The following is a 24,662-nucleotide window of genomic DNA, read 5'->3' on the forward strand; positions in this document are numbered from 1 at the left end:
TATGTCTGGTAATACATTTGGAACACTTTTTAAAGTCACCACTTTTGGTGAAAGTCACGGTCTTGCGCTTGGCGCCATTGTAGATGGTTGCCCTCCAGGCATTGAGATTTGTGAAGCAGACCTTCAGCGTGACTTAGACCTGCGTAAACCTGGAACATCAAAACACACCACACAACGTCGCGAAGCGGACGAAGTTAAAATCATGTCAGGTGTGTTTGAAGGCAAAACCACGGGCACACCAATTGGCTTAATCATAGAAAACACCGATCAGCGCTCTAAAGACTACGGCAATATTGCAGACACTTTCCGTCCTGCTCACGCTGATTATACCTATGATCAAAAATACGGCTTTCGCGATTATCGTGGTGGCGGTCGCTCATCTGCTCGTGAAACTGCGATGCGTGTTGCCGCAGGCGCCATTGCCAAGAAATACTTGAAACAACAATTTGGTATCGAAATCCAAGGCTTCTTATCGCAACTTGGCCCAATCAAACTGGAAGTTAAAGACTTAAGCCAAGTTTATGAAAACAGCTTTTTCAGCCCAGACCCAGACGCCATTCCGCAGCTTGAAGAATACATGACTGCATTACGTCGTGAAGGTGATTCCGTAGGTGCTAAGATTACGGTTATTGCGAAAAATCTTATGCCAGGTCTAGGCGAGCCAGTTTTTGATCGCTTAGATGCTGATATAGCCAAAGCTATTATGAGCATTAACGCAGTAAAAGGCGTGGAAATTGGTGACGGTTTTGATGTTGTAGAACAAAAAGGCAGTGAGCATCGTGACGAAATGACGCCTGAAGGCTTTTTAAGCAATCATGCAGGCGGCGTGTTGGGCGGTATTTCATCGGGGCAAGATATTGTTGTTCACATGGCACTAAAACCAACATCAAGCATCACGATTCCTGGTAAAAGCATCGATCGTGCAGGCAACTCAATTGATGTTATTACAAAGGGTCGACATGATCCATGTGTTGGTATAAGAGCAACGCCTATCGCAGAAGCTATGTTAGCTTTGACCATTATGGATCATTTGCTAAGACACAGAGCCCAAAATGCCGATGTTGTTTGTCCAACGCCAATTATTAAAGGACAGGCGTAGGTTTACAATAGTCTAAATACCAAGCCGCTATAACAATTATAGCGGCTTTTTTATTGTTACATTTTTAATTGAGGCAACTAAATGGCTAACAAACTAGGCTCCACCGTTATTCGAGTTTGTGTTGGATCAAGTAATCCAGTCAAAGTAAATGCTGCAAGACAGGCTTTTTCGCAAGCCTTTCCTAATCACATCATTCACTGCGAAGAAATGCATTCTCCTTCTGGTGTTGCTGAACAACCAATGACCGAAGCAGAAACGCGTCTTGGCGCACAGAACCGCGCCCGCTATTGTTTTGAGAACCGCGCTAGTCACCAAGGAATTAACTTCTTTGTAGCAATGGAAGGTGGTGTCGATGAATTTGAGGAGGGCGCAGCTACCTTTGCTTACGTCGCCATTTTAAACAGTGAAGGGCATTTAATGACAGGACGTTCAGCTAATTTGCCTTTGCCGAATAAAGTTTATCAACGTTTACTAAACAATGATGAATTAGGCGACGTTATGGATGAGTTATTTAATACAGATAACATCCGACAAAAAGGCGGCGCCATAGGCTTGTTTACCAATCATGCAGCCACTAGAGAAAGCGTATACACCGAAGCTTTGGTGCTTGCTCTTGCTCCTGCGTTACACCCAGAACATTACATTTAAACACCTATAAAAGTAGTAGATACGATGAAATATAAATGGATCTTATTCGATGCTGACGAAACGCTATTTCATTTCGATAATTTCGCCGGCCTAAAACACATGTTTGCGCAACATGGCGTTACTTTTGAAAAAATAGAATACGATGAATACCAAGTTGTAAATAAGCAGCTCTGGGTGGAATATCAAAACAATCAGATTAATGCAGAGCAATTACAAACTAGGCGCTTCAAGCTATGGAGCGATAGACTGGCCATAAGCACTAAAGAGCTTAATAAGCAGTTTTTAGATTCTATGGCGGATATCTGTAAAACGTTACCGGGTGCTGTAGAACTCGTAACGCATTTATATGAAAATAACGTAAAAATGGGCATCATTACCAATGGTTTTGTCCAGCTACAACAGATCCGATTAGAACGAACTGGCTTTTTGCCATATTTCTCACCAGTGGTTATTTCTGAACTCGTTGGCGTAGCTAAACCACACTCGAAGATATTTGAACACGCTTTAGAGCAAATGGGTTCACCAAATAAAGATCAGGTATTAATGGTTGGCGACACACTTGAATCAGATATTTTAGGTGGGAACAACTTTGGAATTGATACTTGTTGGTTGAACCATCATGACAAACAACATCCACAAGAGATTACACCAACGCATCAAATTAATTCACTGACAGAGTTGTTGGTCTGGCTGAAAACTCAATAAGATAAATAATCAAAGTTTGTAGCGACTAGAGTGCTCTATATAGGCTCACTATTTCCGATAAATGTTATTATCGGAAATAGTGGATATTAAGAAATATCGCTTCTTTTTACTTATAATCTCTAGCTTCATCATTAAATCATCTAGTTAGCTACAAGCTCTAAAGCTTTGCATGTTGCCAACCTTACAACATACAAAGCTTAAGCTGTTACTCGTCTTCTTCGAAATTAAGTTTGTCTATTCGCAATAATACAGCGATTCCGACCTTGTCCTTTTGCTTCATACAAAGCTTGATCCGCCAGTGATAAAGTTTCTTCTATGCTGCTTTCATCAGATATAGACCAGGCCGCGATTCCAATCGATGTGGTAATGTGACCAACTACGCCAAATGTTTCTTCTGAAATGGCGATGCGTAATCGCTCAGCAATGGCAAATGCGTCTTCGATAGACGTTTCTTTTAATAACAGTACAAATTCTTCACCGCCGGTGCGGGCAACCATATCCTGATCTCTACAAAACCTGTGCAATATTTGGGTTTGCTGCTTAAGGACATCATCACCTACACTGTGGCCATAGTTGTCATTTATGCGTTTAAAATAATCAATATCCAATGCCAAAATTGAAAATGGCATTTCAAGTAATGATAATTGCTTTAGTCTAAACTGAAGTGCTCGACGGTTATTCGCACCTGTTAGCGGATCTGTTTCCGCGTCACGCTTAAGGTCACCAATCTGGTTTTGAATGACTTTTACACCATTTAACATTGCTCGTTTTAACCCAAAGCTCTCCACATACCAGGAATGAATATTTTCAATGTCCTCGCTAACCGTTGGACTATCAAGCGAGCCAACCTTATCGGTAAGTTGCTGAAGTGGCTTAGAAATGGCTCGTGCAAAAAACCAAATAAATAGAAATACAGCTAAAGCCAGAGGCAATGTGCGTAAAATGACTTTTTCCATAATTCCAGTTAATGGCACTAAAGTGGACTCCAATGGCGTTTGAGTGATTACTGTCCATCCTGTACTAGAAACTGTCGAATAGCCCGCTAACATTTCAATTCCATTGCTGTTATTCAGTAATAACCCTCCTTCTTTTGTCGCCAAAATTTCATCTATGCCATCATTATCCATGACGTAAGATCCGATAAGTTCTTTTTCAGGGTGATATAAGACTTGTTTATCTTGGTCTATTACATAAATGTAAGAGCCATTCTTGTAATAATGCTCATCCAGTATTTTGCTGAGAATATTTGGGCTTTTGAGATAAATAGCGCCACCAAGAAACCCAAGATAATTACCTTTAAAATCAATAATGGGGGTAGAAAGAAAAACGATTAAATTCTTTAATGTTGAGAGGTATGGGCTGCTTATCAGCGCCCTCTTTTCTTCTAGCGCTTCAACACTACCCGTTGATGAGAGCTTCATTCCAACTAGGTCTAATGCTTGTGGCGAAATTGCCTGAATATGCCCAGAAGCATCACTAATGACGACAGAGTTAAAGCTATCTGTTTGAAACATAAGTCGATTGGCCTCTTCTTTCAGGCGAGAATCGTCATTCATTTTATTAAATAACGCCTTGGCTGAGTAAGCAAGCTGCTGTTGAGAAGAGTTCAGAAAGGTTTCGGTAGTGTCGGATAGTTTATTGGCGTAAGCCCTATTTACTTCTATTGCTTGCAGAATTAACTGCTCTTTCTGTACTTCATAGTTCGAATAAAAACTATTAATGAAAGTTAAGATGGTGGCGGATAGCGCTAAGAGTAGAATTAATCGATTGAGCTTCAAGAATTTACTTTTTAATACGGTCAAAACAGTTCATCCATTACATTGATTTTAACATCTCACTACATACTACACATGAAGTTAAAGCATAAAACAAGGGATGCATACTGCACCCCTTGTTTTAATATCATTACCGAATATCAAGCCACACTATTTTCTGTGGGATTGGCTTCGGATATCTGGCTGGATTTCCGTCGATTGAACCAAACCATAACAAGTGCCAAAAATGAGAGTAAAGCGGCCGCACTCGGGATCCAATCAAAGCTGAAACCGATACTAATAACCAATCCACCTAACGCGGCACCTAAAGCATTGCCTAAATTGAATGCACCAATATTTATAGAGGATGCTAGACCTGGTGCTTGATCAGCAATCTTCATGACCTGCATCTGTAATGGCGGTCCACTGCCAAATATTACAACACCCCATAGTAAAGTAGTTAATCCCGCACCAATAAGCGTCGTAGACGTAAAGCGAAACATCAATAAAACCAAAACCTGCAAGCCTAGAAAGACAAACAAAGCTGTGTCTGGTGACCTATCGGTAACCTTACCGCTGATATAGTTACCTAACGTAAAACCAATACCAACCAACATTAGCATGGTAGCAATAGCGTTATCCGACGCTTGCGCCAACGTCTGCATAATAGGTGCAATGTAAGTATAAAGCGTGAACATGGAGCCAGCGCACAATACCGTTGTTGAGAATGCCCTCAAAGCAGCAGGTTGCATGATAGCCTTGAGTTCTGTTTTAACGTCCGGCTTTTCAGCTCTAGGCATCGTTGGCAAACTCCTCAAAATACCTACAAAAGCAATTAACCCCAATAAAGCGGTTACCGCAAACGACAAACGCCAATCAAAAGTTTGCCCCAACCAAGTGGTAATTGGTACACCAACAATATTAGCAATGGTCAAGCCTAAAAAAATCGACGCTACGGCTGATCCTTTTTTATTTATAGGCGCAAGATTCATCGCAACAACAGCACCAATGCCAAAAAAAGCACCGTGAGAAAGGCTAGTAATCACACGAGACACTAAGAAAGTCTCATAATTAATGGAAATGGCTGAAAGCACATTGCCAATAATAAAAATGATCATTAGTGCTAGCAAAGAGGTTTTATGACTATAGCGCGTTAAGTATAAAGTAATTAAGGGCGCACCAATCATTACTCCAACTGCGTAAGCGCTAATGAGCAAACCAGCCGCAGGAATGGACGCATTCACACCATCTGCAATAACCGGTAACAAGCCCATAGGCATAAACTCGGTTGTCCCTATTCCAAAAGTCCCTAATGCAATGGCGAAAATACCCCACTGATAAGCAAGCATAAAAGCTCCCAAGATTGATTCAAGATTTGTTAGTAGAAGTGACTATGTAAGATTGAAAACAAAATAAGCCAAGAGCTTGCACCCTTGGCTTATTAATCAACACAAATATATTACAACACTTGCAGTATGATTGTTTAATGAAAAGTTTCTTTAGCGATTATCATTTTGCTTTTTTCTGATGGCGAGGCCACCAAAACCAACAAACAACAAACACAATTAGCAAAAAGCCTATTACATTAATGAGCGCGCTCACATTACCTCCTCAAAACTTACCCATTAGAACGTGAAATACGGAATAATCTCAGCCGATTTGCATTAGTCACCACAGTTAACGACGATAACGCCATTGCAGCGCCAGCAATAACTGGACTCAATAACCATCCTGTAAACGGAAATAAAACCCCTGCAGCAATAGGAATACCTAAACTGTTATAAGCAAATGCCCCCCATAGGTTTTGCTTTATGTTGCTTAACGTTGCGGAGCTTATCTGAATAACATCAGCGACGCCGGTTAGTTCATTATGTATCAAAGTAATGTCAGCACTTTCCATAGCCACGTCAGTTCCTGCTCCCATCGCAAAACCCACATCGGCCTGAGCTAAAGCAGGAGCATCGTTGATGCCATCACCAATCATGCCAACCACCTCACCTTGGTCTTGTAGCTTCTTAACCCAGTTCAGCTTATCGTCTGGCATCAGCTGCGCATGATAATCTTCAATACCAACTGTATTGGCAACTGAAGCAGCGGTTTCTGGGTTATCGCCAGTCAGCATAACCACTTTTAAACCCTGTTTTTTGAAGTTTAAAATAGCCGCCCTAACCCCTTGTTTAATGGGATCTTCAATATAAAAAACAGCCAATAGCATGGTTTCATTAGAGAGATAAACACGAGTTGCTGCATTATGATGTTCATCAGAAGCGCTTAAACTTAAAGGTATGTTCTTCTCATTCATCAGACGTTCATTACCAAGGTAATAAGTTTCCCCGTCAATACGCCCTTTTACGCCTAAACCTACCAGCGAACCAAATTCTTCTAAGTTGATATTTTTCTTTTCTTCTACGTCTGTCTGGCAATGTTTTAACAAAGCATCCGCCAAAGGATGATTGGCTCGAGACTCTAGGGCTAAAACCAACTGATTAACAAACTTATAATGAGCTTGCTTATTAAAAACACTGTTAACAACTTTAGGGTTACCTTCTGTAATCGTTCCCGTCTTATCAAGTACCACGACAGTTAGTTCACTGGCTCTTTGCAGGGCATCGCCATTGCGTATCAGTCCGCCATATTCTGCGGCCTTGCCGATTCCTATCATTGTAGAGATTGGCGTCGCTAATCCCAAAGCGCATGGGCAAGCAATAATCAGTACCGAAATAGTTGTTACCAACATATAGGACATAACAGAGTTATTGCCCATGCCAAATAAAGAAAGGTTAAACCAAGCAAGTGCTGTTAAAATGGCGATAATAATCACACTGGGAACAAAGATAGACGATACTTTATCAGCCAATACGCTGATCGGTGGTTTTGAGTTTTGCGCCTTCCCCACCATGGTTATAATCTGAGCAAGTAAGGTGTCAGATCCAACTCGGGTCGCTTTAAATAGTAAGCTGCCTTGCCCGTTTACTGTACCAGCAGATAACAAGCTCCCAGGGCTCTTTTCTATTGGCGCTGCCTCGCCTGTCAGCATGGATTCATTTACTGTTGAAAGACCCTCTATGACTTCGCCATCAACAGGGATCTTGTCACCAGAACGAACTCGCAGAATATCATTTACTTTGATATCAGAAACACTAATACGAGATTCGCTATCACCATCTACTAGAGTGGCCATTTTTGGACGTAAATCTAAAAGTCGATGCAAAGCTTGGCTCGTTTTACGACGGGCCCTCAGTTCTAAAGCTTGACCAAGATTGATTAACCCAATAATCATCACTGACGCTTCGAAGTAAAGGTGACGTGCATTTTCCGGCAGCCAGCTAACCGGTGCAAACACGACCAGCATAGAATATAGCCAAGCGCTACCAGTACCTAAAGCAATGAGTAAATCCATATTCGCCTGATGACTAGTGAAGGCCTTCCACGCACCTCGGAAATAATGCTTACCCGCACTCACCATAATTAACAATGAGGCAACGCCAACAACAAACCAGATAACCCTATCAGTGAGCGAGCTCACCATCATGTTTCCGCCCAACAAACCATATAGCATCAAGGGAATCCCTAAGCCTAAGCCAAGTCCTGATGATCTACGTTTATGGTAATATTCAGCCAACTCCCTTTCGTCTCGCTCTTCTTCACTTTTCTCAGCATCAAGGATGAGGTTTGCGTGATAACCTGAATTTTCTACTGCTTTGATTAATGCATCTGGAGAACCTTTGGTGACTACTTGTGCGGTATGGTTGGCGAAGTTAACATCTGCGGAAATAACATCTTCAGAATTTAATAACGCCTTTTGTACCGTATTAACACAACCAGCACAGGTCATTCCACCAATAGAAAATTGATAATTAACAGAATCGTCCACTTCATCGTAGTTGTCCTGCTTTTTATCTGTAATGCCTTTGTCATCTCGGGATTCCTGCTTAGCGTTAAATTGAGCGCGCTCATAATCAAATAATCCCTGTGAAAGATAGCCGGCTTTCTGGACACTGGCTTCAATTGTTGCTAAATCTAAATCCGACGTAACAACCAACTTATGCTCTTTCGGCATACCTTCGATGATTGCTTCTGGGCTTTTCTCTTGAATGAGCTTGCGCACTTTCGATACGCAGCCTTGGCAAGACATACCTGTAACGTTCAATGCAAACGTTGTATTTTGATCGGCTGTTTTTGAATCTGCTCGCGTCATTTCAGTCCTCCTCTTAGTACCGCTATTGATACCCTATTTGGTCTCTTCCCAATCTTCGATCAAACAACAGATTGAATGACCATCAGGCGCACCATTTGGCATGCTTTCCCAAGCGGCTAATGCATTTTCCATCTTGATTAAATGCGCTTGCAGTTGAGCTATTTTCAATCTGGTTTCTGGGACTTTTTTTTGCAATAAGTCCCGAACCATAGGGCAAGGTGAGTCACCACTGTCGGATTGATGAAAAATCTCTTCGATTTGTTTTAAACTGAAGCCTAATTCACTGGCTTGACGAATAAAATTTAATCGTTGTAATGCCACATGGTCGTATAGTTGATAGCCATTGTTAGGGTCTCGTTCTGCGTGAATCAGGCCAAGTCTAGTGTAATGGCGAACAGTCTCGGCTGTGACATCAGCTTTTGTCGCTAGCTCACTCACTCGCATAAGAACTCCTTTGAAATGTATAAACCATTACCATAGTGTAAAACCTGTGTGTTGCACATAGGTCAAGCATTACTAGAAGACGCAGAAAAAGAAATTTGAAGCAAAAAAAACCGAGCTCATAGTGGCTCGGTTTTTAAGTTACCTGTGATGGCTAATAATTAATGCAATTTCAATTTTGGTTTAACAACTTTGCCTATTTTTTGCGCGGCCATAATTACCGTTGCTTTAAGCCAACCATGTATCGCAATCAAATGAAGTCGGTATAGAGAAACATACACAAAACGGGCAAGACGACCTTCAATAAACATTGAACCGCCCATTAGGTTACCCATGAGATTGCCGACTGTACTGTAGCGGCTCAAATTAACCAAGGAGCCATAATCTTTGTAAGTATAATTTTTTAAAGGCTCGCTCAAGAAAGATGCTTTGATATTATCAAATACTAATGCTGCCATTTGATGGGCCGATTGTGCTCTTGGAGGTACAAAAGAACCATCCGCTTGTTTACAGGCGCAACAGTCTCCGATCACATAAATATTCTCGAACCCTGTTGTTTGTAAGGTTCCTTTTACCAAAATCTGATTATTGCGTGTGGTTTCAAAGCCCTCAATCTTAGCAACGAAATCTGGCGCTTTTACACCTGCCGCCCAAATCATTAGGTCGGCTTCGATATTTTTTTCGTCTGCTGTTTGAAAACCGCCATCATAAGCACGGACAACACGAGTACTTTGACTAACGGTGACGCCTAAGCGGATCAGCTCTTTTGTTGCTAAGGAGGCAATTCTATCTGGCAGCGCCGCTAAAATTCGAGGCCCAGCTTCGATAAGCTGGATATTCACTCGTTTACCAGACATTTCTGGCATGCCATAAGCTTTTAGCATGTCGGCAACATGAAACAGTTCAGCTGACAGTTCAACACCCGTTGCGCCACCGCCAACAATGGCTAGCTTCAACTTAGCATCAGTTCCTTCTTGATGAATTCGTAGAAACTGATTCAAAAGCGCTTGTTGAAAGCGCTCAGCTTGCTTATGGGAATCTAGAAAATAACAATGCTCTAGCACCCCAGGCGTACCAAAATCGTTACTCACACTGCCTACCGCCATAACTAGAATGTCATAAGAAATAGTACGTTCTGGTAAAACGATGTGGCCCATATCATCAGAAAGAGAGTCCAGGGTCAGCTTACGAGCTTCAGGATCAACCCCCATCAGGGTGCCTAATTGAAATTGATAATGGTGCTTAGCAGCGTGGGCTCGGTAGTTGACGCCATCGTTATTAATATCCAACGACCCCGTGGCCACCTCATGCAGCAGAGGTTTCCAAATGTGAGTTTGGCTTCTATCAATCAGCACAATCTCTGCTTGGCGCTTTTTACCAAAGCTATGCCCTAGCTTGGTAACCAATTCCAAACCACCGGCGCCACCGCCAACAACCACGATTTTTTTCATATAAAATCACCTATAAAAATTGAATAATCTGGAAAATATTCATCGACTACTTTCCAGATTCCTCGATTAAAACCTCACTTGATTCTTTGAGCTAATAACTTATCTAGTGTGTTTGCAAATGCCATTCTATCTTGTTGATTAAAGGTCGCTGGCCCGCCCATCTGCACACCAGATGAACGCATCTGTTCCATGAAATCTCGCATTCCCAGACGCTGTTTAATATTCTCTTTTGTATAGAGCTCACCGCGGGGATTTATTGCCAAAGCGCCTTTTTCAATTACATCAGATGCCAAAGGAATATCGGCAGTGACAACCAAATCTTCGGTAGAGATGTTATCGACGATGTAATTATCTGCCACATCAAAGCCAGAACTTACCACTCGACGCTCGATCCACTTGGAAGGTGGAATGGATATGGCTTGGTTAGCCACTAAAATACAAGGGATTTCAACACGTTCAGCAGCACGAAACAGAATGGTTTTAATAACATTTGGACAGGCGTCAGCATCGACCCATAAACGCATAGGATTCCCCTTTTTGAAGATCTCTATTATTGATCAGTCGAAAAGTGAAATCCAGTAGTGAATAAGAACAAACGGAGCACATATAAGTGATCCGTTTGCTCTAACACAAATAGAGCTACATATTTGGGTAGTTTGGACCGCCAGAACCTTCAGGCGTCACCCACGTGATATTTTGTGCAGGGTCTTTTATGTCACAGGTTTTACAATGAATACAATTTTGAGAGTTTATCTGAAAAATGGACTCATTATTGGACTCGACTACTTCATAAACGCCAGCTGGACAATACCGTTGAGCGGGCTCATTATATTTGGGTAAGTTACTCTGTACTGGAATCGCCGCATCTTTCAATTTCAGATGACATGGTTGATTCTCTTCATGGTTAGTGTTCGACAAGAACACAGAAGACAATTTATCAAAGCTCAATAAGCCATCTGGTTTTTTATACTCTGGCGCTACATGTTTATCAGCCAGCTCCATGCACGCATAGTCTGGTGTCATATCGTTGAATGTGAATGGCAAACCGCCAGAGAATATGTTCTGATCTAACCAGTTGTACGCACCGCCCCAAAAAGTGCCAAGCTTATGCATTACTGGAACAAAGTTACGAGCTTGCTGCAATTCTTTACCTAGCCACGAACTACGCATTGCATCATTAAACTGAACCAGATCGGCTACTAGTGTTTCTGCCTGTAGCGCATCATAAATACTTTCTGCAGCTAACATACCGCTCTTCATTGCGGTGTGAGTGCCTTTAATTTTGGCTGGATTCAACGTACCAGCATCACAGCCGATCACCAAACCACCAGGAAAACTCATTTTAGGTAATGAAGCCCAGCCACCTTTAGCTATCGCTCTAGCACCGTAAGATACGCGTTTGGCGCCTTTTAAGTGCTCAGAGATAATCGGATGATGCTTATATTTTTGAAATTCATCATAAGGACTTAGATATGGGTTTTTATAGTTCAAATCAACAATTAGACCAACCACTACTTGATTGTTTTCTAAATGATACAAAAAGCCGCCACCGCCCGCTTCATTACCTAACGGCCAACCCGCCGTATGAATTACTGTGCCAGGTTTGCTTTGAGACTCAGGAACATCCCATAATTCTTTTATACCAAGACCGTAATGCTGAGGGGCTTTGTCTTTATCTAGCTCAAAGCGATTAAGAATCTCTTTGCCTAAATGCCCACGACAACCTTCTGAAAAGATAGTGTACTTGGCCTTAAGCAACATGCCTGGCATGAAGCCATCTTTTTCTGAACCGTCCGCTGCTAATCCCATATCTCCCGTAATCACGCCTTCCACATTGCCATTGTCATCATAAGCAACATGCGCTGCGGAAAAACCGGGGAATACTTCTACACCTAAAGACTCTGCTTGCTCAGCAAGCCAGCGGCATAGATTACCTAAGCTAATAATATAATTGCCATCGTTATGGAGTGTTTTCGGAATCATCCAATTGTTAAATTTTTTGGACGCTGTCTCCGAACCTAACCAATGAAGTTCGTCGACGTTTACTTTGGTGTTTAGCGGAGCGCCCATTTCTTGCCACTCTGGGAACAGTTCCGTTAAAGCGGATGGTTCGACTACGGCACCAGATAATATGTGCGCTCCAATTTCAGAGCCTTTTTCAACCAAACAAACACTAATTTCTTTTTCTTCAGCTTGTGCTTTTTGCATAATACGGCAGGCTGCAGATAACCCAGCTGGACCACCGCCAACAATTAAAACATCAAATTCCATTACTTCTCTATCTGACATGTTGCCTCCCATTATTATTTTTTAAGGGCATTCTTTACGGTCATGAAATGCTTTTTCATCGATTGAAAACATTTTTGTTTAGTTTGTCAACAGTTGTTGATCCAAACATTATTGAGTGAACATGACCCAAAGCCCGTGGCAAAACATGATCACAATAAAATGCGACAGATTGCTCCCAAGAATTTTTTTGTGATTCGTCGAGTTTTTCATCATTCTGTGCCGCGTATAAAGCTCTTACTTGCAACCAGGCACCAATCAAATACCCCATTAACATCATATAAGAATACGCTAAGCCCGTACCTAAAACAGGATTCTTTTCCATAGCAGCCAAACATTTCTCAGTGGCCGATTTAGCCTGATCTAGAATTAGTTTCACTTTGTCAGCATAAGCACTCACAGTAGATGACTGCCATTCTGCTATTTCAGTTTCGATGTCAGCCAATAAAGACATCATGGCGACCCCTTTGTCTGAATGCAATTTACGGCCAATCAAATCAATTGCCTGTATACCATTAGTACCTTCATAAATAGGCAAGATTCTCGCGTCGCGTGCATGCTGAGCCACGCCCGTTTCTTCGATGAAACCCATTCCACCATGCACTTGAATTGCTAACGACGTTATTTCCTGAGCTTGCTCAGTGATCCAACCTTTAACAATTGGAGTATAAAGCGCAGTACGAGCAATGGCTTGTTTCTGGTCTTCCCCTGAAGCGAAATGTGATAAGTCATTTTCCACTGCAGCCACATAAATAAGAGAGCGCATCGCATCTATTTGCGACTTCATTGTCATCAGCATACGAAGCACATCAGGATGCTCGATAATAGCAGCGCGAGCTGTTCGCTCGGCATTCATTCCCTGTTTACGTTCTTGAGCATAGTCTAATGCTTGCTGGTACGCTCTCTCAGATATAGCCAAACCCTGTAAACCAACACCTTGCCTTGCATTGTTCATCATGGTGAACATGGCTTTAATGCCTTCGTTTTCTTGACCCACAAGATAGCCAACCGCCCCTTCTTTATCACCAAAACTCATTACACATGTAGGTGAGGCATGGATGCCCATTTTATGTTCAACAGAAACCACATGAACATCATTACGTTGAGCGGGCTCACCCTGATCATCCAAAGTAAATTTCGGCACTATGAATAAAGATATACCTTTCACACCCTCAGGCGCATTTGGCAAGCGAGCTAACACCAAATGAATGATGTTATCACTCATTTGATGATCACCCCAGGTGATGAATATTTTCTGACCTTTGATTCGAAATACATCCCCATCGGGTATCGCTTTACAAGCAATGGCCGCGAGGTCGGAGCCCGCTGCGGACTCAGTTAGGTTCATTGTGCCAGCCCATTCGCCAGCCAACATTTTAGGAAGGTAGAGGTTCTTTAACTCGTTACTAGCGTGTAGGCTAATCGCTTCGATTGCACCGAGACTTAACAAAGGACATAGAGAAAAAGCTAGATTGGCCGCTTGAACGCCTTCGTTAACAGCAGTAGCAACATAAGAAGGAAGTCCTTGACCGCCATATTCAGGGTCGCCAGATAAACCAATCCAGCCTCCTTCTGAATAAGCCTTAAAGGCGTCCTTAAAGCCTTTTGCTTCAATAACCTCGCCATTCTCTACTCGAGAGCCTTCTTTGTCGCCACTGGCATTGATGGGCGCAATAACTTGTTCGGCTAATTTTCCAGCTTCACCCAGAATCGCTTCCAATAAATCGTTATCGACAGCATCTTCTAAAAAAGGTGTAAGGCGTTCCGTTTTAGCAACAGAACGTAAGCTGAATAAAATGTCGTTGATTGGATATAGGTATTCGCTCATTTTTTATTCTCCAGTTAGTTTATCCGAGCGGATTTATACCTATAGAATGGAAAAATAAAGCAAATCTCTCAATAACAATACAGACCTATATTTCTAACAAATTCATTCATGAGACAAAATATAAAGCGTTAAGAGCCTAATTTATAGGCGTTTCATTGCTTTACCAAACTTTAAATATTCCTCACTTTTTCGATATTCGCCCGGGGTCATTCCTGTCCATTTTTTAAAGGAACGAAAAAATGCACTTGGCTCATCAAAGCCCATTAAAGCGGCAATATCATTAATACTCAATTGAGGGGCATTCATATAGGTAATTGCGGCTTCTTTGCGACAATCATCCTTTATGTTTTGGTAGGAGGTTTTTTCATCATTTAAACGTCTACGCAAGGTAGACACACTCATGTTAAGAGCACTGGCTACTTCATCAGCACTTGGCATTTCTCTGGAAAAATCCTTCCCTAGCATGGCCATGACTTGTGACTTCAAGCTGTTGTCGTTCTCAACCATCACCAATAATTGGTAGGGGGCCGTTTTTAAAAAGCCTCTCAGACTGTCTTCCGTTTGGACAATTGGCATATCAAGATAACTTGCTGGAAATACTAAGGCATTCGCGTGCTGATTGAATTTAACTTCGGATTGAAAAAGAGTTTTGTAATACTCCACATCATCTGGACGCTCACTAGTAAAATAAGCTGCCTTCAAATTTAATCGACGTCCGATTAACCAACAAATAAAATGATGCCACATGGAAAGGGTCGTTCTTAATTGCTCTTTTGACTCAGGTACCACAAGTTCGTTGATTTTGTCTTCAGAAGAATCCAAAGCGGCAAAGGTCACCATGGCAAAGCGCCCTTTCTTGATCAGAACCGGCTTCACCGTTGGCCCCCTGCATATTTCATAAAAATCACTGCAGCGGTACAAAGCATGGGCCAAACTTCGGGCATGTATGATACACAGGCACATCATCCTGAATGTGCCGTTTGGAACCTTACCACCACTGAGCATTCCAAAAGATTCGTCTTGCATCAGCCACATGATTTTCTGATAAAGCATGCCGTAACGATAAGCAGGGAATGACTCGCTCTGTTCTACTTCATCTTGCGTTAATTCCAAGCTGTCTAATACTGACTGACGATCTAACCCTTGGCTCTCTACAGCTTTTAAAAGATAGCGAACACTCGACATCGGAACAGAAGCTTTCACACTTATCACCTATCTATCAGATTATCCTAGTTAATTTTTATTCTACGATGCTTTTTTTAGCATAAAAAAAGGCCGCATCAGCAGCCTTTTTTATTGTACATTGATTTACTTATTTTTCTGCTTTTACTTTTGCTCAGTAAATGCAGACAACAATTCGTCTACTGACAGTTCTTCACTGTCCGTATCAACATTGTTTGATTCTTTCTCTATTTTCGCTTCTTCTGCCTTTTCATCAACAGGTTTCACGAAAACAAAACGACGAGGTCGCACGGGAGCTGCCCCAGCATCTTTTTCTGGAAGCAAACCTAGTCGTTCAAGTTTTTTGTGCGCTTGTTCTTTGCGTTCCTTGGATTTCTTTGTCACAAAACGACGAGTTGATGAAGCCTTACGAGCTTTGTTTTGCTCTTTCATCATCTCTTTTGAACCAGTTTTTCCAAGTTTGCCACGCATACTGCGCGATTTTTTAACACGAGCCATAATATCCTCTCTTTATCGCGCGCATTGTAGCAGTGAATTCACTCTAGGTCATCAAACAGTATTAGCATTCCTTAAAAGAACTATGTCCTGAATTTCTGTGCTCACCTATTGCTCCAAGCAATTCTCTTACTTTAGAAGAATCGCCAGACTGTAATGCGCCTTCTAGATTTTTAAGCACATCAATCATTCCATCAACAACTTTGTGGTATGCGGCGGTTTGAGATTTTAACTCTGCGCCTTTTAGGTCGTCATGGATAAATTTATGAGGCGTTTCACTGCGTGATTTTTCAAAATAACCTATAAGCGAATCTACATGTTTTGCTGCAGATTGATTGTCTCCAGATTTTACATCAGATGACATGGCGCGCATTTCATCTTTGATATTTTGCATATATCCATGTAGTTCTGTGTCGCATGAACCATGTGCAAACGCACCGGATGAACAAGTGATAGAAATAACTGCAGCAGTAAGAAGACCCTTTTTCATAAATACACCCTTTATTCTTAAAATACTTAAGCATGAAACCAATGACACAAGACAATATGTTTAAAATAGCATGCTCGCTAAAAAAAACACCTACTATCTTGTAATGCGCTAAACGATATTGACATTGCAGTCTAATTCACTAATGACACTTAAGGTGTTTGACGTGTATCTTACCAATATCACTAGGCTGTAATATAAGTTAGTCATTCAAACACAATAGGAGTTCAATATTTTTAAGTTTAGATACCATTTACTCATCCTGTTTAGCCTAGTTGCGACCAGTTTTGTCTATGCAGAATGCAGTGACTTTGACGCAAAACTTGCAGCGGACAAAGATGCGCAGAAATATATGGGTGGGAAAACATTCAAAACCGCGATGGTTTTAAAAAAGCACCTTCCTAGCAAAAGAAAAGAGGTCGCCAGCTTTGTTTATGTCAAAGCGGACGACCTCTATTACACGGTTTTTTCTTTGGTGAACTCTCAATGTAAAACTAAAATCATTAAGAGAACCAATGGCAAACACTAAAGATTTACGTTCATAGACTTTATTTTTGAGTTGTTTCAGGCTTTTTGTCTTTCTCTGATTTTTTATCTTTATTTTCTTTTGATGAATTATCGGATTCTTCTTCTGAGTCCTCTTCTTCATCTTCCTCTTCTTCGCCAAGTTTAGAGATTTCTTCTAATCGCTCTATTACTCGAGCAGATAGAGAATCTACTGGGTATTTTCCCTCTTTATCGGCAATACCGGGCTCAATACCTGTCAATAAGTGCAAAGCTTCATCGGCGGTAGAAATAGCATAAACATGGAACATCCCCTCTTTTACGGCATCAATAATTTCATCACTTAGCATCAAATTAACCGCATTAGACTTAGGTATAATCACACCTTGTGTGCCGGTTAATCCACGCGCACTGCAAACATTAAAGAATCCTTCAATTTTCTCGTTTACGCCACCAATGGCCTGAATCTCACCGTACTGATTCAAAGAGCCCGTAATGGCAAGGTCTTGACGTAAAGGAACCTGAATCAATGCAGATAACAAACAACATAATTCTGCCGTAGAGGCACTGTCTCCATCGATATACCCATAACTTTGCTCCATAGCGATGGAAGCAGATATGTCTAACGGAAAACGCTGAGCGTATTTATTGCCAAGATAACCAGACAAGATCAGCACACCCTTAGAGTGAATGTTTTGGCCTAGGTTTGATTCTCTTTCGATATCAATGATGCCTTTACCACCCGGGTAAACTGTCGTGGAAATACGCGCAGGCGCGCCAAAGCTGCTGTCTCCAATCTGCATAACGGTTAAACCGTTAATTTTGCCAACCGCATAACCGTCACTTTCAAGCAACACTGTACCTTCAATGATTTCTTCTATGATCTTTTCACTAACACGACCCGTTCGATGCTTTTTCGCTTTTAAAGCACGTGTAATATGGTTAGCAGTAATTTCTTCCTCTTTCGCCATTTGACGCACAAAATCCGCTTCACCTAGTAACTCAAACACATCGCCAATTTTCGCTGCCATTTCACGCTGATGTTCTGCCAAACGACTGCTGTATTCGATCAAGGCGGCAACGCCATCACGTGTCACGTTAGCGTATTCTTCTTTATCAACTCGATCCTTCATAAGACGCGCAAAAGACAACTCAGAATCTTTAGAGCGTTTTAGAGTATCGTCAAAATCAACTAAAACACGGAACATTTCTTGAAAATCAGGATCAGCATCTTGTAGCAAGTAATAAATATCACGAGCGCCTATCAGCACAACTTTCACTTGCAATGGTAAATCTTGCGGAGTTAAGGTCGTGGTATTCATCAATCCCATATCCGCATAAGGATGCTCAATCTTGATCGTTTTACTTTTAAGAGCGCGTTTAAGGGCTTCCCACAAGTAATGATCTGTCAGCAGTTTCTCAGCATCTAAGATCAAATAACCGCCATTAGCCGCATGCAAGCTACCAGAACGAATTAAGCGATAACTTGTTACCAACATACCTTGATCGCTACTGTGTTCCACCTGACCAAATAAGTTACGATAAGTAGGATGTGGTTCATACACCACGGGCTGCCCGCCACTGGTTTCGTGTGTAACGGCGATATTGGGTAAATACAGTTCTTCATAAAACTGACGGCGACCAATCTCATCACGATTTTCAGTGGCTTTGTCATCGGCCATTTGATCAATAATAGTTTTGTCTAGATCGTCTCTCAAGGCCTTTAAGTGTGAGCTAATATCCGCATCATCTTGGTATTTTTCAAACAAGGCTGACATTAATGGATCCAGCGCTTCTTTAACGGTATCTAGATTCAGCTGACGAATTTTCTCGTAGGTTGCACGTTTCCATTGCGGTAAACCCAACAACTCTTCATTAAGCAACCCTTCCAGTGTAGAAACACCTTCCTGAAATGCATCACGTTCATCATCTGTTAATGCTGCAAACTCATTTTCTTCCAGTGCTTTGCCATCTTTCATTGGCGCAAAACTCACAGAGGATGCATCACGAAACATGGCAACACCAACTTTCCCCGACACTCGTTCTACTTTATTAATCGCGGCTTCGTACTGATCATTAAAGGCACGATCGATTATACTTTTTTGCTGCTGATACGTTGGGTTTTCAAAAGCAGCAGGAAAGGTAACCATTAACCCATCGATTAGCGCTCGAATTTCTTTTTCGAATTCAGAGGCTTGTCCTGGAGAAAATTCCAATGCCTTTGGGCGGTGGCTTTCGGTAAAATTATTAATGTAAGCCCATTCATTAGGTGCTGGACGGCGTTTTGCTTCACTTTTTAAGTAACTGAGTACATAGGAAGAGCGGCCAGTGCCAGAATCACCCATAGCAAAAATATTGTAGCCTGGGCGCTGCATCGCCACACCAAATTGAATGGCTTCAACGGCACGCTCTTGACCTAAAATGCCGCTTAGCGGCTCAATGTCGTTTAATGTCTTGAAAGTCAGGTGATCCGCAGGAACTTTGGCTGAAAGAGCTTGATAAGGTAGAGAAGTAACCATGTTGGACATCAATGGATTTCCTTATGTCTAACAAGCCATTCAAAAAATAGGCTTGCGAAAGAAGAAGACTCTTCTTTCAAATATTTTAAATAAATACAATATGTTGAGACTAACACTGTGATTTCACTTCGACTATATAGAAGCAGAAATATCATTGTTTTATTAGCAAAAAACATCAGTAGTCCAACTTTTTGTTACTCAATTACGCGAAATTTTGGCAAACCATCTAGAGCTGAAGTTGATGCTGCGGATTTGCCTTCGCAAAAACTCGATGGAAATTGGCAGCTGTCGCTTCTAGTAAGGCCTCATAACGAATGCCTTTCAAATCGGCCACATATTGAGCCACTTCAGATACATACTGAGGCTCATTTTTTTTGCCACGATAAGGCACTGGTGCCAAATAAGGAGAATCGGTCTCAATAATCAAAGACTCTAGCGGTAACTTACGAACGGTTTCCTTGAGATCTTGCGCCGTTTTAAAGGTCACAATACCAGAAATGGAGATGAGATAGTTTTCATCCAATGCAGCTTTGGCCATATCGTAATCTTCAGTAAAACAATGCAATACACCTGCGCTATTAGTATTACCATATTGCTTAATCAAAGACAGAGTATCTTCTTTGGCACTTCTAGTATGAACAATAACAGGAAGTTCTAAATCCCCAGCAGCTTTAAGGTGATGCATGAAACTCACTTTCTGAGACTCATGCACTTCTGCTGATTTTTCGTAAAAGTAATCTAAGCCCGTTTCACCGATAGCAATCACTTTTGGGTCTGCTGCGAACTGACGCAAAAGCACTTCATCAGTAACCAAACCTTCGCTCTGTAATGGGTGAACACCGCAGCTAGCGTAAATACCATCACGCTGGGTGAAACCTAACACTGTATCCATTTTGTTAAGATCAACAGAAATCGTCAGCAACTGTCTAACGCCCTTGCGGTACGCTGCATCGATGACTGAGTTGATATCATTGTTATGAGGAGCCAAATCAAGCATATCGAGATGGCAATGGGTATCAATTAACATAGTTGGTTTACCACTGATTCAATTCGTGTGTGAGTTGCATAATGGGGTTTAAATTTGTCTTTTGAAGGTCTGACTTCAATTTTTGCAGCGATTGATAACGTACCATTAGAGTCTGAATACCAAGGCGAGCAATAAGCGCTTCGTATATTGACTGCAAAGCCTCATCGATAGGGGCGCCAGTCGAATGACAAATACACTGGTGTAAAATCGCTGCTAAGCCGTTACAGTAGTCCGCAATGTTATTGCTATCCAACCCTTTCAGCACAACACTAACGGGGGTGGTTCCTCGCAGCATGCTCGTCAATTGATCTGGCAAGGCTGTGTATAATTGGGTCTTATTTTGCTGGTGAATAGATAATAAGCGAAATGGCTGAGTGGTTAGCCAAAATAGAGAGCTCAAAGCTTCACCATCTGGTTGCTGCATTAACCAAGACTTCACTTCCCCCATGCTAGGAGTTGGTACATTAACCAATAAACATCGGCTTCGAATAGTCGGTAACAAGCTAGTAGACTGAGAGCTTGTTAGGACAAAAAAAGTACGATCGGCAGGTTCTTCAAGGGCTTTAAGTACGGCATTTGCCGCATTCGTATTCATCGCTTGAGCATGAGTAATTAATACGACTTTGTTTTGACCAACCTGAGGTTTTTGACTAATTTGGCGAACCAATAAACGCACTTGATCAACTTTGATCGTCGCGTTCTCACCATCCAATATACGATAATCAGGATGCGTATCAGCGCTCATCAACTGACAAGAATGACAGGTACCACACGCGGCAGCCTGATCTTTTTCGCACATTAAATCCTTCACCATTTCATGGGCTAATTCTTCCTGCCCAACACCGTCAGCGCCAGTAATTAACAAGGCATGTGATAAACTGTTTGTTTGTTTAAGCACTTGCACTTGACGCAAACAAGGAATTAACCAGTCAGCAATTTTTGACATTTAACAATCACCAACCCAAGTTTTATGAAGTTGTGATAGCTCTTTCTCAATCTGAATCTTGACTGACTCTAAAGACTGGCTGGCATCCACTATTTTCACTCTTTCAGGATCCGCTTTCGCTCGCTCAAGAAAACCGTCGCGCACTTTTTGATGGAATGCTAGTGACTCTTTATCTAAACGGTCTTGATGCTGTCGCTGTACAACGCGCTCCTGCCCTAATTCGACAGGCACATCTAAGACAAGAGTTGCATTTGGCTTATTATCGCCAACAACCCAACTCGCTAGTTGGTCAAGCATGGCAATATCGCCACCACGAGCTTTACCTTGGTAAACATAACTTGAGTCCAAAAAACGGTCGCTGATCACCCATGTACCTTTATCTAAAGCAGGTTGGATTTTTTCAGCTAAATGCTGTGCTCTGGCTGCAAAAACAAGCAATAGCTCAGTGGTATCATTCACCACTTCTTCTCGTGGTGACAAAATTAGCTGGCGAATTTCTTCCGCAAGTGGCGTACCACCTGGCTCACGAGTCATGATATAGGGAATATTATGATCATCTAACCACTGACGAATAAAGTGAATCGCTGTCGTCTTACCACTGCCTTCGCCACCCTCAAGCGAAATAAATTTACCTCTCATACAATCTTCCTCTATTTCGCAGTCGCTGGAGTCGAACGATAGTCTTCTCGTCGCTTAAACTGATATTTTCTAACCGCGCGATTATGCTCTTTTAGCGTATTAGAAAAAGCGTGTGTCCCATCGCCTTTAGCTACAAAATACAAGGCCTTGGTTTCCCCTGGGTTTAATGCCGCTTCGATAGCTTCTCTACCGACATTGGCGATCGGTGTTGGCGGCAAACCATAGACTTTATAAGTGTTATAAGGTGATGAATTTTGCAAGCCTTTGCGCGTCAAATTACCTTTAAATAAATCACCAAGTCCATAGATAACAGTGGGATCTGTTTGTAGTCTCATCCCCTTTTCTAATCGGCTAATAAATACTCGTGCAATCATTGGACGCTCATAAGCTACACCAGTTTCTTTTTCAATGATTGACGCCATGATTAACGCTTCATATGGCGAATCATAGGGTAAGTTCTCTGCTTTATTGTCCCATAAATCAGCCAGTGTTTGAGTCATCAATTCATGGGCGTGTTTTAGTATACTCACATCTGTATCGCCTTCATGGTAGCGATAAGTGTTAGCGAAAAATTGACCTTCTGGATGCGGAGCAACAAGTCCTACTTTTTGCGCTATTTCGTCATTCGATGCGTCAAGCAGTGTCATGCTAATATTGCCACGTGCTTGCATGGCAACTAAAAAGTCCCGAGTCGTTTTACCTTCCAATAACGTAATGGAATAAAAAATTGACTGCCCAGAATCAAACAACGCCATAATATCCAATAAGTTCATCTCAGGTTTGATGGCATACTTACCAACCTTAGGCACCCATTCAGGATGAAGCTTGGCAACCACGCGTGTTAAATATGGGTTAGCAATCAAACCGTTTTCACTTAACTCGTGCCCCAAGCTAAAAGCCGTATCTCCCGCTTTAACCTCAAACTCTTCTTTAGATGTTATATCTACAGGAGCGGTAATTGAATGGTAAAGATAACCAGCTAATATGGCTGACAGTGTAATAGACAAAAAAACTGCGCGATAAAACCACTTAATGTACGCCATGCATATCCTTAGCTTGCAATAAAATTTGTAACTTTCGAGTATGAACTCCAATTGGAAATGATACTCCTGTAACCTCGGTAACAGGAACTATGCCCATCAGGCTATTCGTAATAAAAATTTCGTCTGCGGCCATTAGGTCGTTAATAAAAAAATGACCGACTTGGACCGTGTAGTTGCTTTGATTTTCAATAATGGCTTTTCGATAAGTTCCCTGCACACCCGACAACTCTAGTGAAGGTGTGTAAAGAACGCCCTGCTTACACCAAAAAACATTACTCTGGATGCATTCAACCAACTCTCGTTTGCCATTCATCATGATGGCCTCAAAATCAGCAGATACTAAAAATTGTTTGGCGATGACATTTTCAAGCCGATTTAAATGCTTTATTCCAGCAAGAAAACGATTGGAACTGACAGGAACAGGCGAAATAGAAAGCGAAACGCCTTTTTGACGATGAAGTTGGTAATTTGGTGCAGGCAGAATACCGATAATGACGGAGTGAATGCAGTTCTCAGGCGCTAAATAGCCTCTTCCACCTTCTCCACGACTCACAATAATTTTTACAACGGACTCTTCATGGATTAATGGCAAAACATTGGAATGTAAAAAGTCGTACAGTAAAGATTTCTGCTCTGTAGAGAAAGGCATAGCAAGCTTAGATAACCCGCGATAAAGACGAGAGAGGTGATCATTTATTTGCAAGAAATGCTGAGGAAAAACACGAATAGTTTCGAACACACCATCGCCATAAGCCAAACTACGATCAGCAACGGAAACCGAATGGTCTAATCTGTAATTGACGAACCAAGTCATGGCTAAAAACTCAAAAATTAAGGTTAGCTATGATAGCGCAAAAAAGGATGGCGTCCCATAGGGGGTTCGAACCCCTGTTACCGCCGTGAAAGGGCGGTGTCCTAGGCCTCTAGACGAATGGGACATACAAAAAACTTTCTTTATCAAAGAAAGTGGAGCGGGAAACGAGGCTCGAACTCGCGACCCCAACCTTGGCAAGGTTGTGCTCTACCACTGAGCTATTCCCGCATTTGTTTGTTGCTATACACTACTTAGCAACATTTTACCTTTTATTAAAGGTAAAAGTGGCGTCCCGTAGGGGGTTCGAACCCCTGTTACCGCCGTGAAAGGGCGGTGTCCTAGGCCTCTAGACGAACGGGACATAAACTTTTTACTACATTAACAATATCACTCTTCACACACTTTTTACTTTCAATGTAAAAGTGGCGTCCCGTAGGGGGTTCGAACCCCTGTTACCGCCGTGAAAGGGCGGTGTCCTAGGCCTCTAGACGAACGGGACACAATTTAGCTTTTATAGAGCTACAACTAATCACTCACTTTCTAGTTTAAGAAAGTGGAGCGGGAAACGAGGCTCGAACTCGCGACCCCAACCTTGG

General features: G+C 41.9%; 20 protein-coding genes and 4 tRNA genes. 3 read left to right on the forward strand and 21 right to left on the reverse strand.

Going from position 1 to position 24,662, the window contains the following annotated elements; genetic code table 11:
• The first annotated feature begins 1 nt into the window (after position 1).
• The 3 genes from aroC to yjjG all read left to right on the forward strand — a co-directional run bounded on the left by aroC (position 2) and on the right by yjjG (position 2,452).
• Positions 2–1,099 carry a chorismate synthase gene (gene aroC / locus AC2A4J_RS11285; RefSeq protein WP_114412536.1) on the forward strand — a complete coding sequence of 366 codons (1,098 nt, stop codon included), beginning with the start codon at positions 2–4 and terminating at the stop codon, positions 1,097–1,099.
• A gap of 81 nt (positions 1,100–1,180) precedes the next feature.
• Complete coding sequence (yjjX, locus tag AC2A4J_RS11290) at positions 1,181–1,747, forward strand: inosine/xanthosine triphosphatase (protein ID WP_484176064.1); 567 nt, start codon at positions 1,181–1,183, stop codon at positions 1,745–1,747.
• Between the two features lie 24 nt (positions 1,748–1,771).
• On the forward strand, positions 1,772–2,452 hold the full coding sequence (yjjG, locus tag AC2A4J_RS11295) for a pyrimidine 5'-nucleotidase (RefSeq protein ID WP_484176065.1): 681 nt from the start codon (positions 1,772–1,774) through the stop codon (positions 2,450–2,452).
• Between the two features lie 224 nt (positions 2,453–2,676).
• Here yjjG and AC2A4J_RS11300 read toward each other — a convergent pair whose 3' ends face one another.
• The 21 genes from AC2A4J_RS11300 to AC2A4J_RS11400 all read right to left on the reverse strand — a co-directional run bounded on the left by AC2A4J_RS11300 (position 2,677) and on the right by AC2A4J_RS11400 (position 24,565).
• Positions 2,677–4,254 (reverse strand): sensor domain-containing diguanylate cyclase, encoded by a 1,578-nt coding sequence (locus AC2A4J_RS11300; protein ID WP_484176066.1) that lies wholly within the window; start codon positions 4,252–4,254, stop codon positions 2,677–2,679.
• Positions 4,255–4,367: 113 nt separating this feature from the next.
• On the reverse strand, positions 4,368–5,555 hold the full coding sequence (locus AC2A4J_RS11305; protein ID WP_484176067.1) for an MFS transporter: 1,188 nt from the start codon (positions 5,553–5,555) through the stop codon (positions 4,368–4,370).
• A 269-nt stretch (positions 5,556–5,824) separates the two neighbouring features.
• A complete protein-coding gene (locus tag AC2A4J_RS11310) occupies positions 5,825–8,404 on the reverse strand; it encodes a heavy metal translocating P-type ATPase (RefSeq protein WP_484176068.1) in 2,580 nt (859 codons plus the stop codon).
• 33 nt (positions 8,405–8,437) lie between these two features.
• Complete coding sequence (locus AC2A4J_RS11315) at positions 8,438–8,848, reverse strand: MerR family transcriptional regulator (RefSeq protein WP_255829229.1); 411 nt, start codon at positions 8,846–8,848, stop codon at positions 8,438–8,440.
• A gap of 158 nt (positions 8,849–9,006) precedes the next feature.
• Positions 9,007–10,296: an NAD(P)/FAD-dependent oxidoreductase gene (locus AC2A4J_RS11320; RefSeq protein ID WP_484176069.1), complete on the reverse strand. Its 1,290-nt coding sequence runs from the start codon at positions 10,294–10,296 to the stop codon at positions 9,007–9,009.
• A gap of 74 nt (positions 10,297–10,370) precedes the next feature.
• Positions 10,371–10,820 carry a YaiI/YqxD family protein gene (locus AC2A4J_RS11325; protein WP_255829231.1) on the reverse strand — a complete coding sequence of 150 codons (450 nt, stop codon included), beginning with the start codon at positions 10,818–10,820 and terminating at the stop codon, positions 10,371–10,373.
• Between the two features lie 115 nt (positions 10,821–10,935).
• On the reverse strand, positions 10,936–12,585 hold the full coding sequence (locus tag AC2A4J_RS11330) for an electron transfer flavoprotein-ubiquinone oxidoreductase (RefSeq protein WP_484176070.1): 1,650 nt from the start codon (positions 12,583–12,585) through the stop codon (positions 10,936–10,938).
• A 55-nt stretch (positions 12,586–12,640) separates the two neighbouring features.
• Positions 12,641–14,410, reverse strand: coding sequence for an acyl-CoA dehydrogenase family protein (locus AC2A4J_RS11335; protein ID WP_484176071.1), 1,770 nt, complete (start codon positions 14,408–14,410; stop codon positions 12,641–12,643).
• A 141-nt stretch (positions 14,411–14,551) separates the two neighbouring features.
• On the reverse strand, positions 14,552–15,613 hold the full coding sequence (locus AC2A4J_RS11340) for an AraC family transcriptional regulator (RefSeq protein ID WP_484176072.1): 1,062 nt from the start codon (positions 15,611–15,613) through the stop codon (positions 14,552–14,554).
• 123 nt (positions 15,614–15,736) lie between these two features.
• Positions 15,737–16,090 carry a hypothetical protein gene (locus AC2A4J_RS11345; RefSeq protein WP_484176073.1) on the reverse strand — a complete coding sequence of 118 codons (354 nt, stop codon included), beginning with the start codon at positions 16,088–16,090 and terminating at the stop codon, positions 15,737–15,739.
• Between the two features lie 61 nt (positions 16,091–16,151).
• A complete protein-coding gene (locus AC2A4J_RS11350; RefSeq protein ID WP_484176074.1) occupies positions 16,152–16,577 on the reverse strand; it encodes a cytochrome b562 in 426 nt (141 codons plus the stop codon).
• Between the two features lie 545 nt (positions 16,578–17,122).
• Positions 17,123–19,606, reverse strand: coding sequence for a Lon protease family protein (locus AC2A4J_RS11355; RefSeq protein ID WP_484176075.1), 2,484 nt, complete (start codon positions 19,604–19,606; stop codon positions 17,123–17,125).
• 217 nt (positions 19,607–19,823) lie between these two features.
• Entirely contained in the window at positions 19,824–20,624 is an 801-nt protein-coding gene (locus AC2A4J_RS11360) for a TatD family hydrolase (protein ID WP_484176076.1), read from the reverse strand.
• 7 nt (positions 20,625–20,631) lie between these two features.
• Positions 20,632–21,570, reverse strand: coding sequence for a DNA polymerase III subunit delta' (gene holB / locus AC2A4J_RS11365; protein WP_255824629.1), 939 nt, complete (start codon positions 21,568–21,570; stop codon positions 20,632–20,634).
• Positions 21,571–22,209, reverse strand: coding sequence for a dTMP kinase (gene tmk, locus AC2A4J_RS11370; RefSeq protein WP_484176077.1), 639 nt, complete (start codon positions 22,207–22,209; stop codon positions 21,571–21,573). It lies immediately after the preceding gene.
• An 11-nt stretch (positions 22,210–22,220) separates the two neighbouring features.
• Entirely contained in the window at positions 22,221–23,252 is a 1,032-nt protein-coding gene (mltG, locus tag AC2A4J_RS11375) for an endolytic transglycosylase MltG (protein ID WP_484176078.1), read from the reverse strand.
• Complete coding sequence (pabC, locus tag AC2A4J_RS11380; RefSeq protein WP_484176079.1) at positions 23,239–24,066, reverse strand: aminodeoxychorismate lyase; 828 nt, start codon at positions 24,064–24,066, stop codon at positions 23,239–23,241. Before pabC ends, mltG begins: the two co-directional genes overlap by 14 nt.
• A 48-nt stretch (positions 24,067–24,114) precedes the next feature.
• A tRNA-Glu gene (locus AC2A4J_RS11385) sits at positions 24,115–24,190 on the reverse strand.
• A 29-nt stretch (positions 24,191–24,219) separates the two neighbouring features.
• Positions 24,220–24,294 (reverse strand) — tRNA-Gly (locus tag AC2A4J_RS11390).
• 57 nt (positions 24,295–24,351) lie between these two features.
• Positions 24,352–24,427 (reverse strand) — tRNA-Glu (locus tag AC2A4J_RS11395).
• Between the two features lie 62 nt (positions 24,428–24,489).
• Positions 24,490–24,565 (reverse strand) — tRNA-Glu (locus AC2A4J_RS11400).
• Positions 24,566–24,662 lie beyond the last annotated feature (97 nt).

The organism is Marinomonas sp. ATLA20 (genome assembly GCF_057180105.1).

Excerpts from the sequence above, each read along its gene's own strand:
- AC2A4J_RS11315 (WP_255829229.1), bottom strand. The coding sequence starts at position 8,848 with ATGCGAGTGAGTGAGCTAGCGACAAAAGCTGATGTCACAGCCGAGACT.
- AC2A4J_RS11330 (WP_484176070.1), bottom strand. The coding sequence starts at position 12,585 with ATGTCAGATAGAGAAGTAATGGAATTTGATGTTTTAATTGTTGGCGGT.
- AC2A4J_RS11305 (WP_484176067.1), bottom strand. The coding sequence starts at position 5,555 with ATGCTTGCTTATCAGTGGGGTATTTTCGCCATTGCATTAGGGACTTTT.
- AC2A4J_RS11335 (WP_484176071.1), bottom strand. The coding sequence starts at position 14,410 with ATGAGCGAATACCTATATCCAATCAACGACATTTTATTCAGCTTACGT.
- yjjG (WP_484176065.1), top strand. The coding sequence starts at position 1,772 with ATGAAATATAAATGGATCTTATTCGATGCTGACGAAACGCTATTTCAT.
- tmk (WP_484176077.1), bottom strand. The coding sequence starts at position 22,209 with ATGAGAGGTAAATTTATTTCGCTTGAGGGTGGCGAAGGCAGTGGTAAG.
- AC2A4J_RS11355 (WP_484176075.1), bottom strand. The coding sequence starts at position 19,606 with ATGTCCAACATGGTTACTTCTCTACCTTATCAAGCTCTTTCAGCCAAA.
- AC2A4J_RS11325 (WP_255829231.1), bottom strand. The coding sequence starts at position 10,820 with ATGCGTTTATGGGTCGATGCTGACGCCTGTCCAAATGTTATTAAAACC.
- yjjX (WP_484176064.1), top strand. The coding sequence starts at position 1,181 with ATGGCTAACAAACTAGGCTCCACCGTTATTCGAGTTTGTGTTGGATCA.
- aroC (WP_114412536.1), top strand. The coding sequence starts at position 2 with ATGTCTGGTAATACATTTGGAACACTTTTTAAAGTCACCACTTTTGGT.
- mltG (WP_484176078.1), bottom strand. The coding sequence starts at position 23,252 with ATGGCGTACATTAAGTGGTTTTATCGCGCAGTTTTTTTGTCTATTACA.
- AC2A4J_RS11350 (WP_484176074.1), bottom strand. The coding sequence starts at position 16,577 with ATGAAAAAGGGTCTTCTTACTGCTGCAGTTATTTCTATCACTTGTTCA.
- holB (WP_255824629.1), bottom strand. The coding sequence starts at position 21,570 with ATGTCAAAAATTGCTGACTGGTTAATTCCTTGTTTGCGTCAAGTGCAA.
- AC2A4J_RS11360 (WP_484176076.1), bottom strand. The coding sequence starts at position 20,624 with ATGTTAATTGATACCCATTGCCATCTCGATATGCTTGATTTGGCTCCT.
- AC2A4J_RS11320 (WP_484176069.1), bottom strand. The coding sequence starts at position 10,296 with ATGAAAAAAATCGTGGTTGTTGGCGGTGGCGCCGGTGGTTTGGAATTG.
- pabC (WP_484176079.1), bottom strand. The coding sequence starts at position 24,066 with ATGACTTGGTTCGTCAATTACAGATTAGACCATTCGGTTTCCGTTGCT.
- AC2A4J_RS11310 (WP_484176068.1), bottom strand. The coding sequence starts at position 8,404 with ATGACGCGAGCAGATTCAAAAACAGCCGATCAAAATACAACGTTTGCA.
- AC2A4J_RS11345 (WP_484176073.1), bottom strand. The coding sequence starts at position 16,090 with ATGGCTCGTGTTAAAAAATCGCGCAGTATGCGTGGCAAACTTGGAAAA.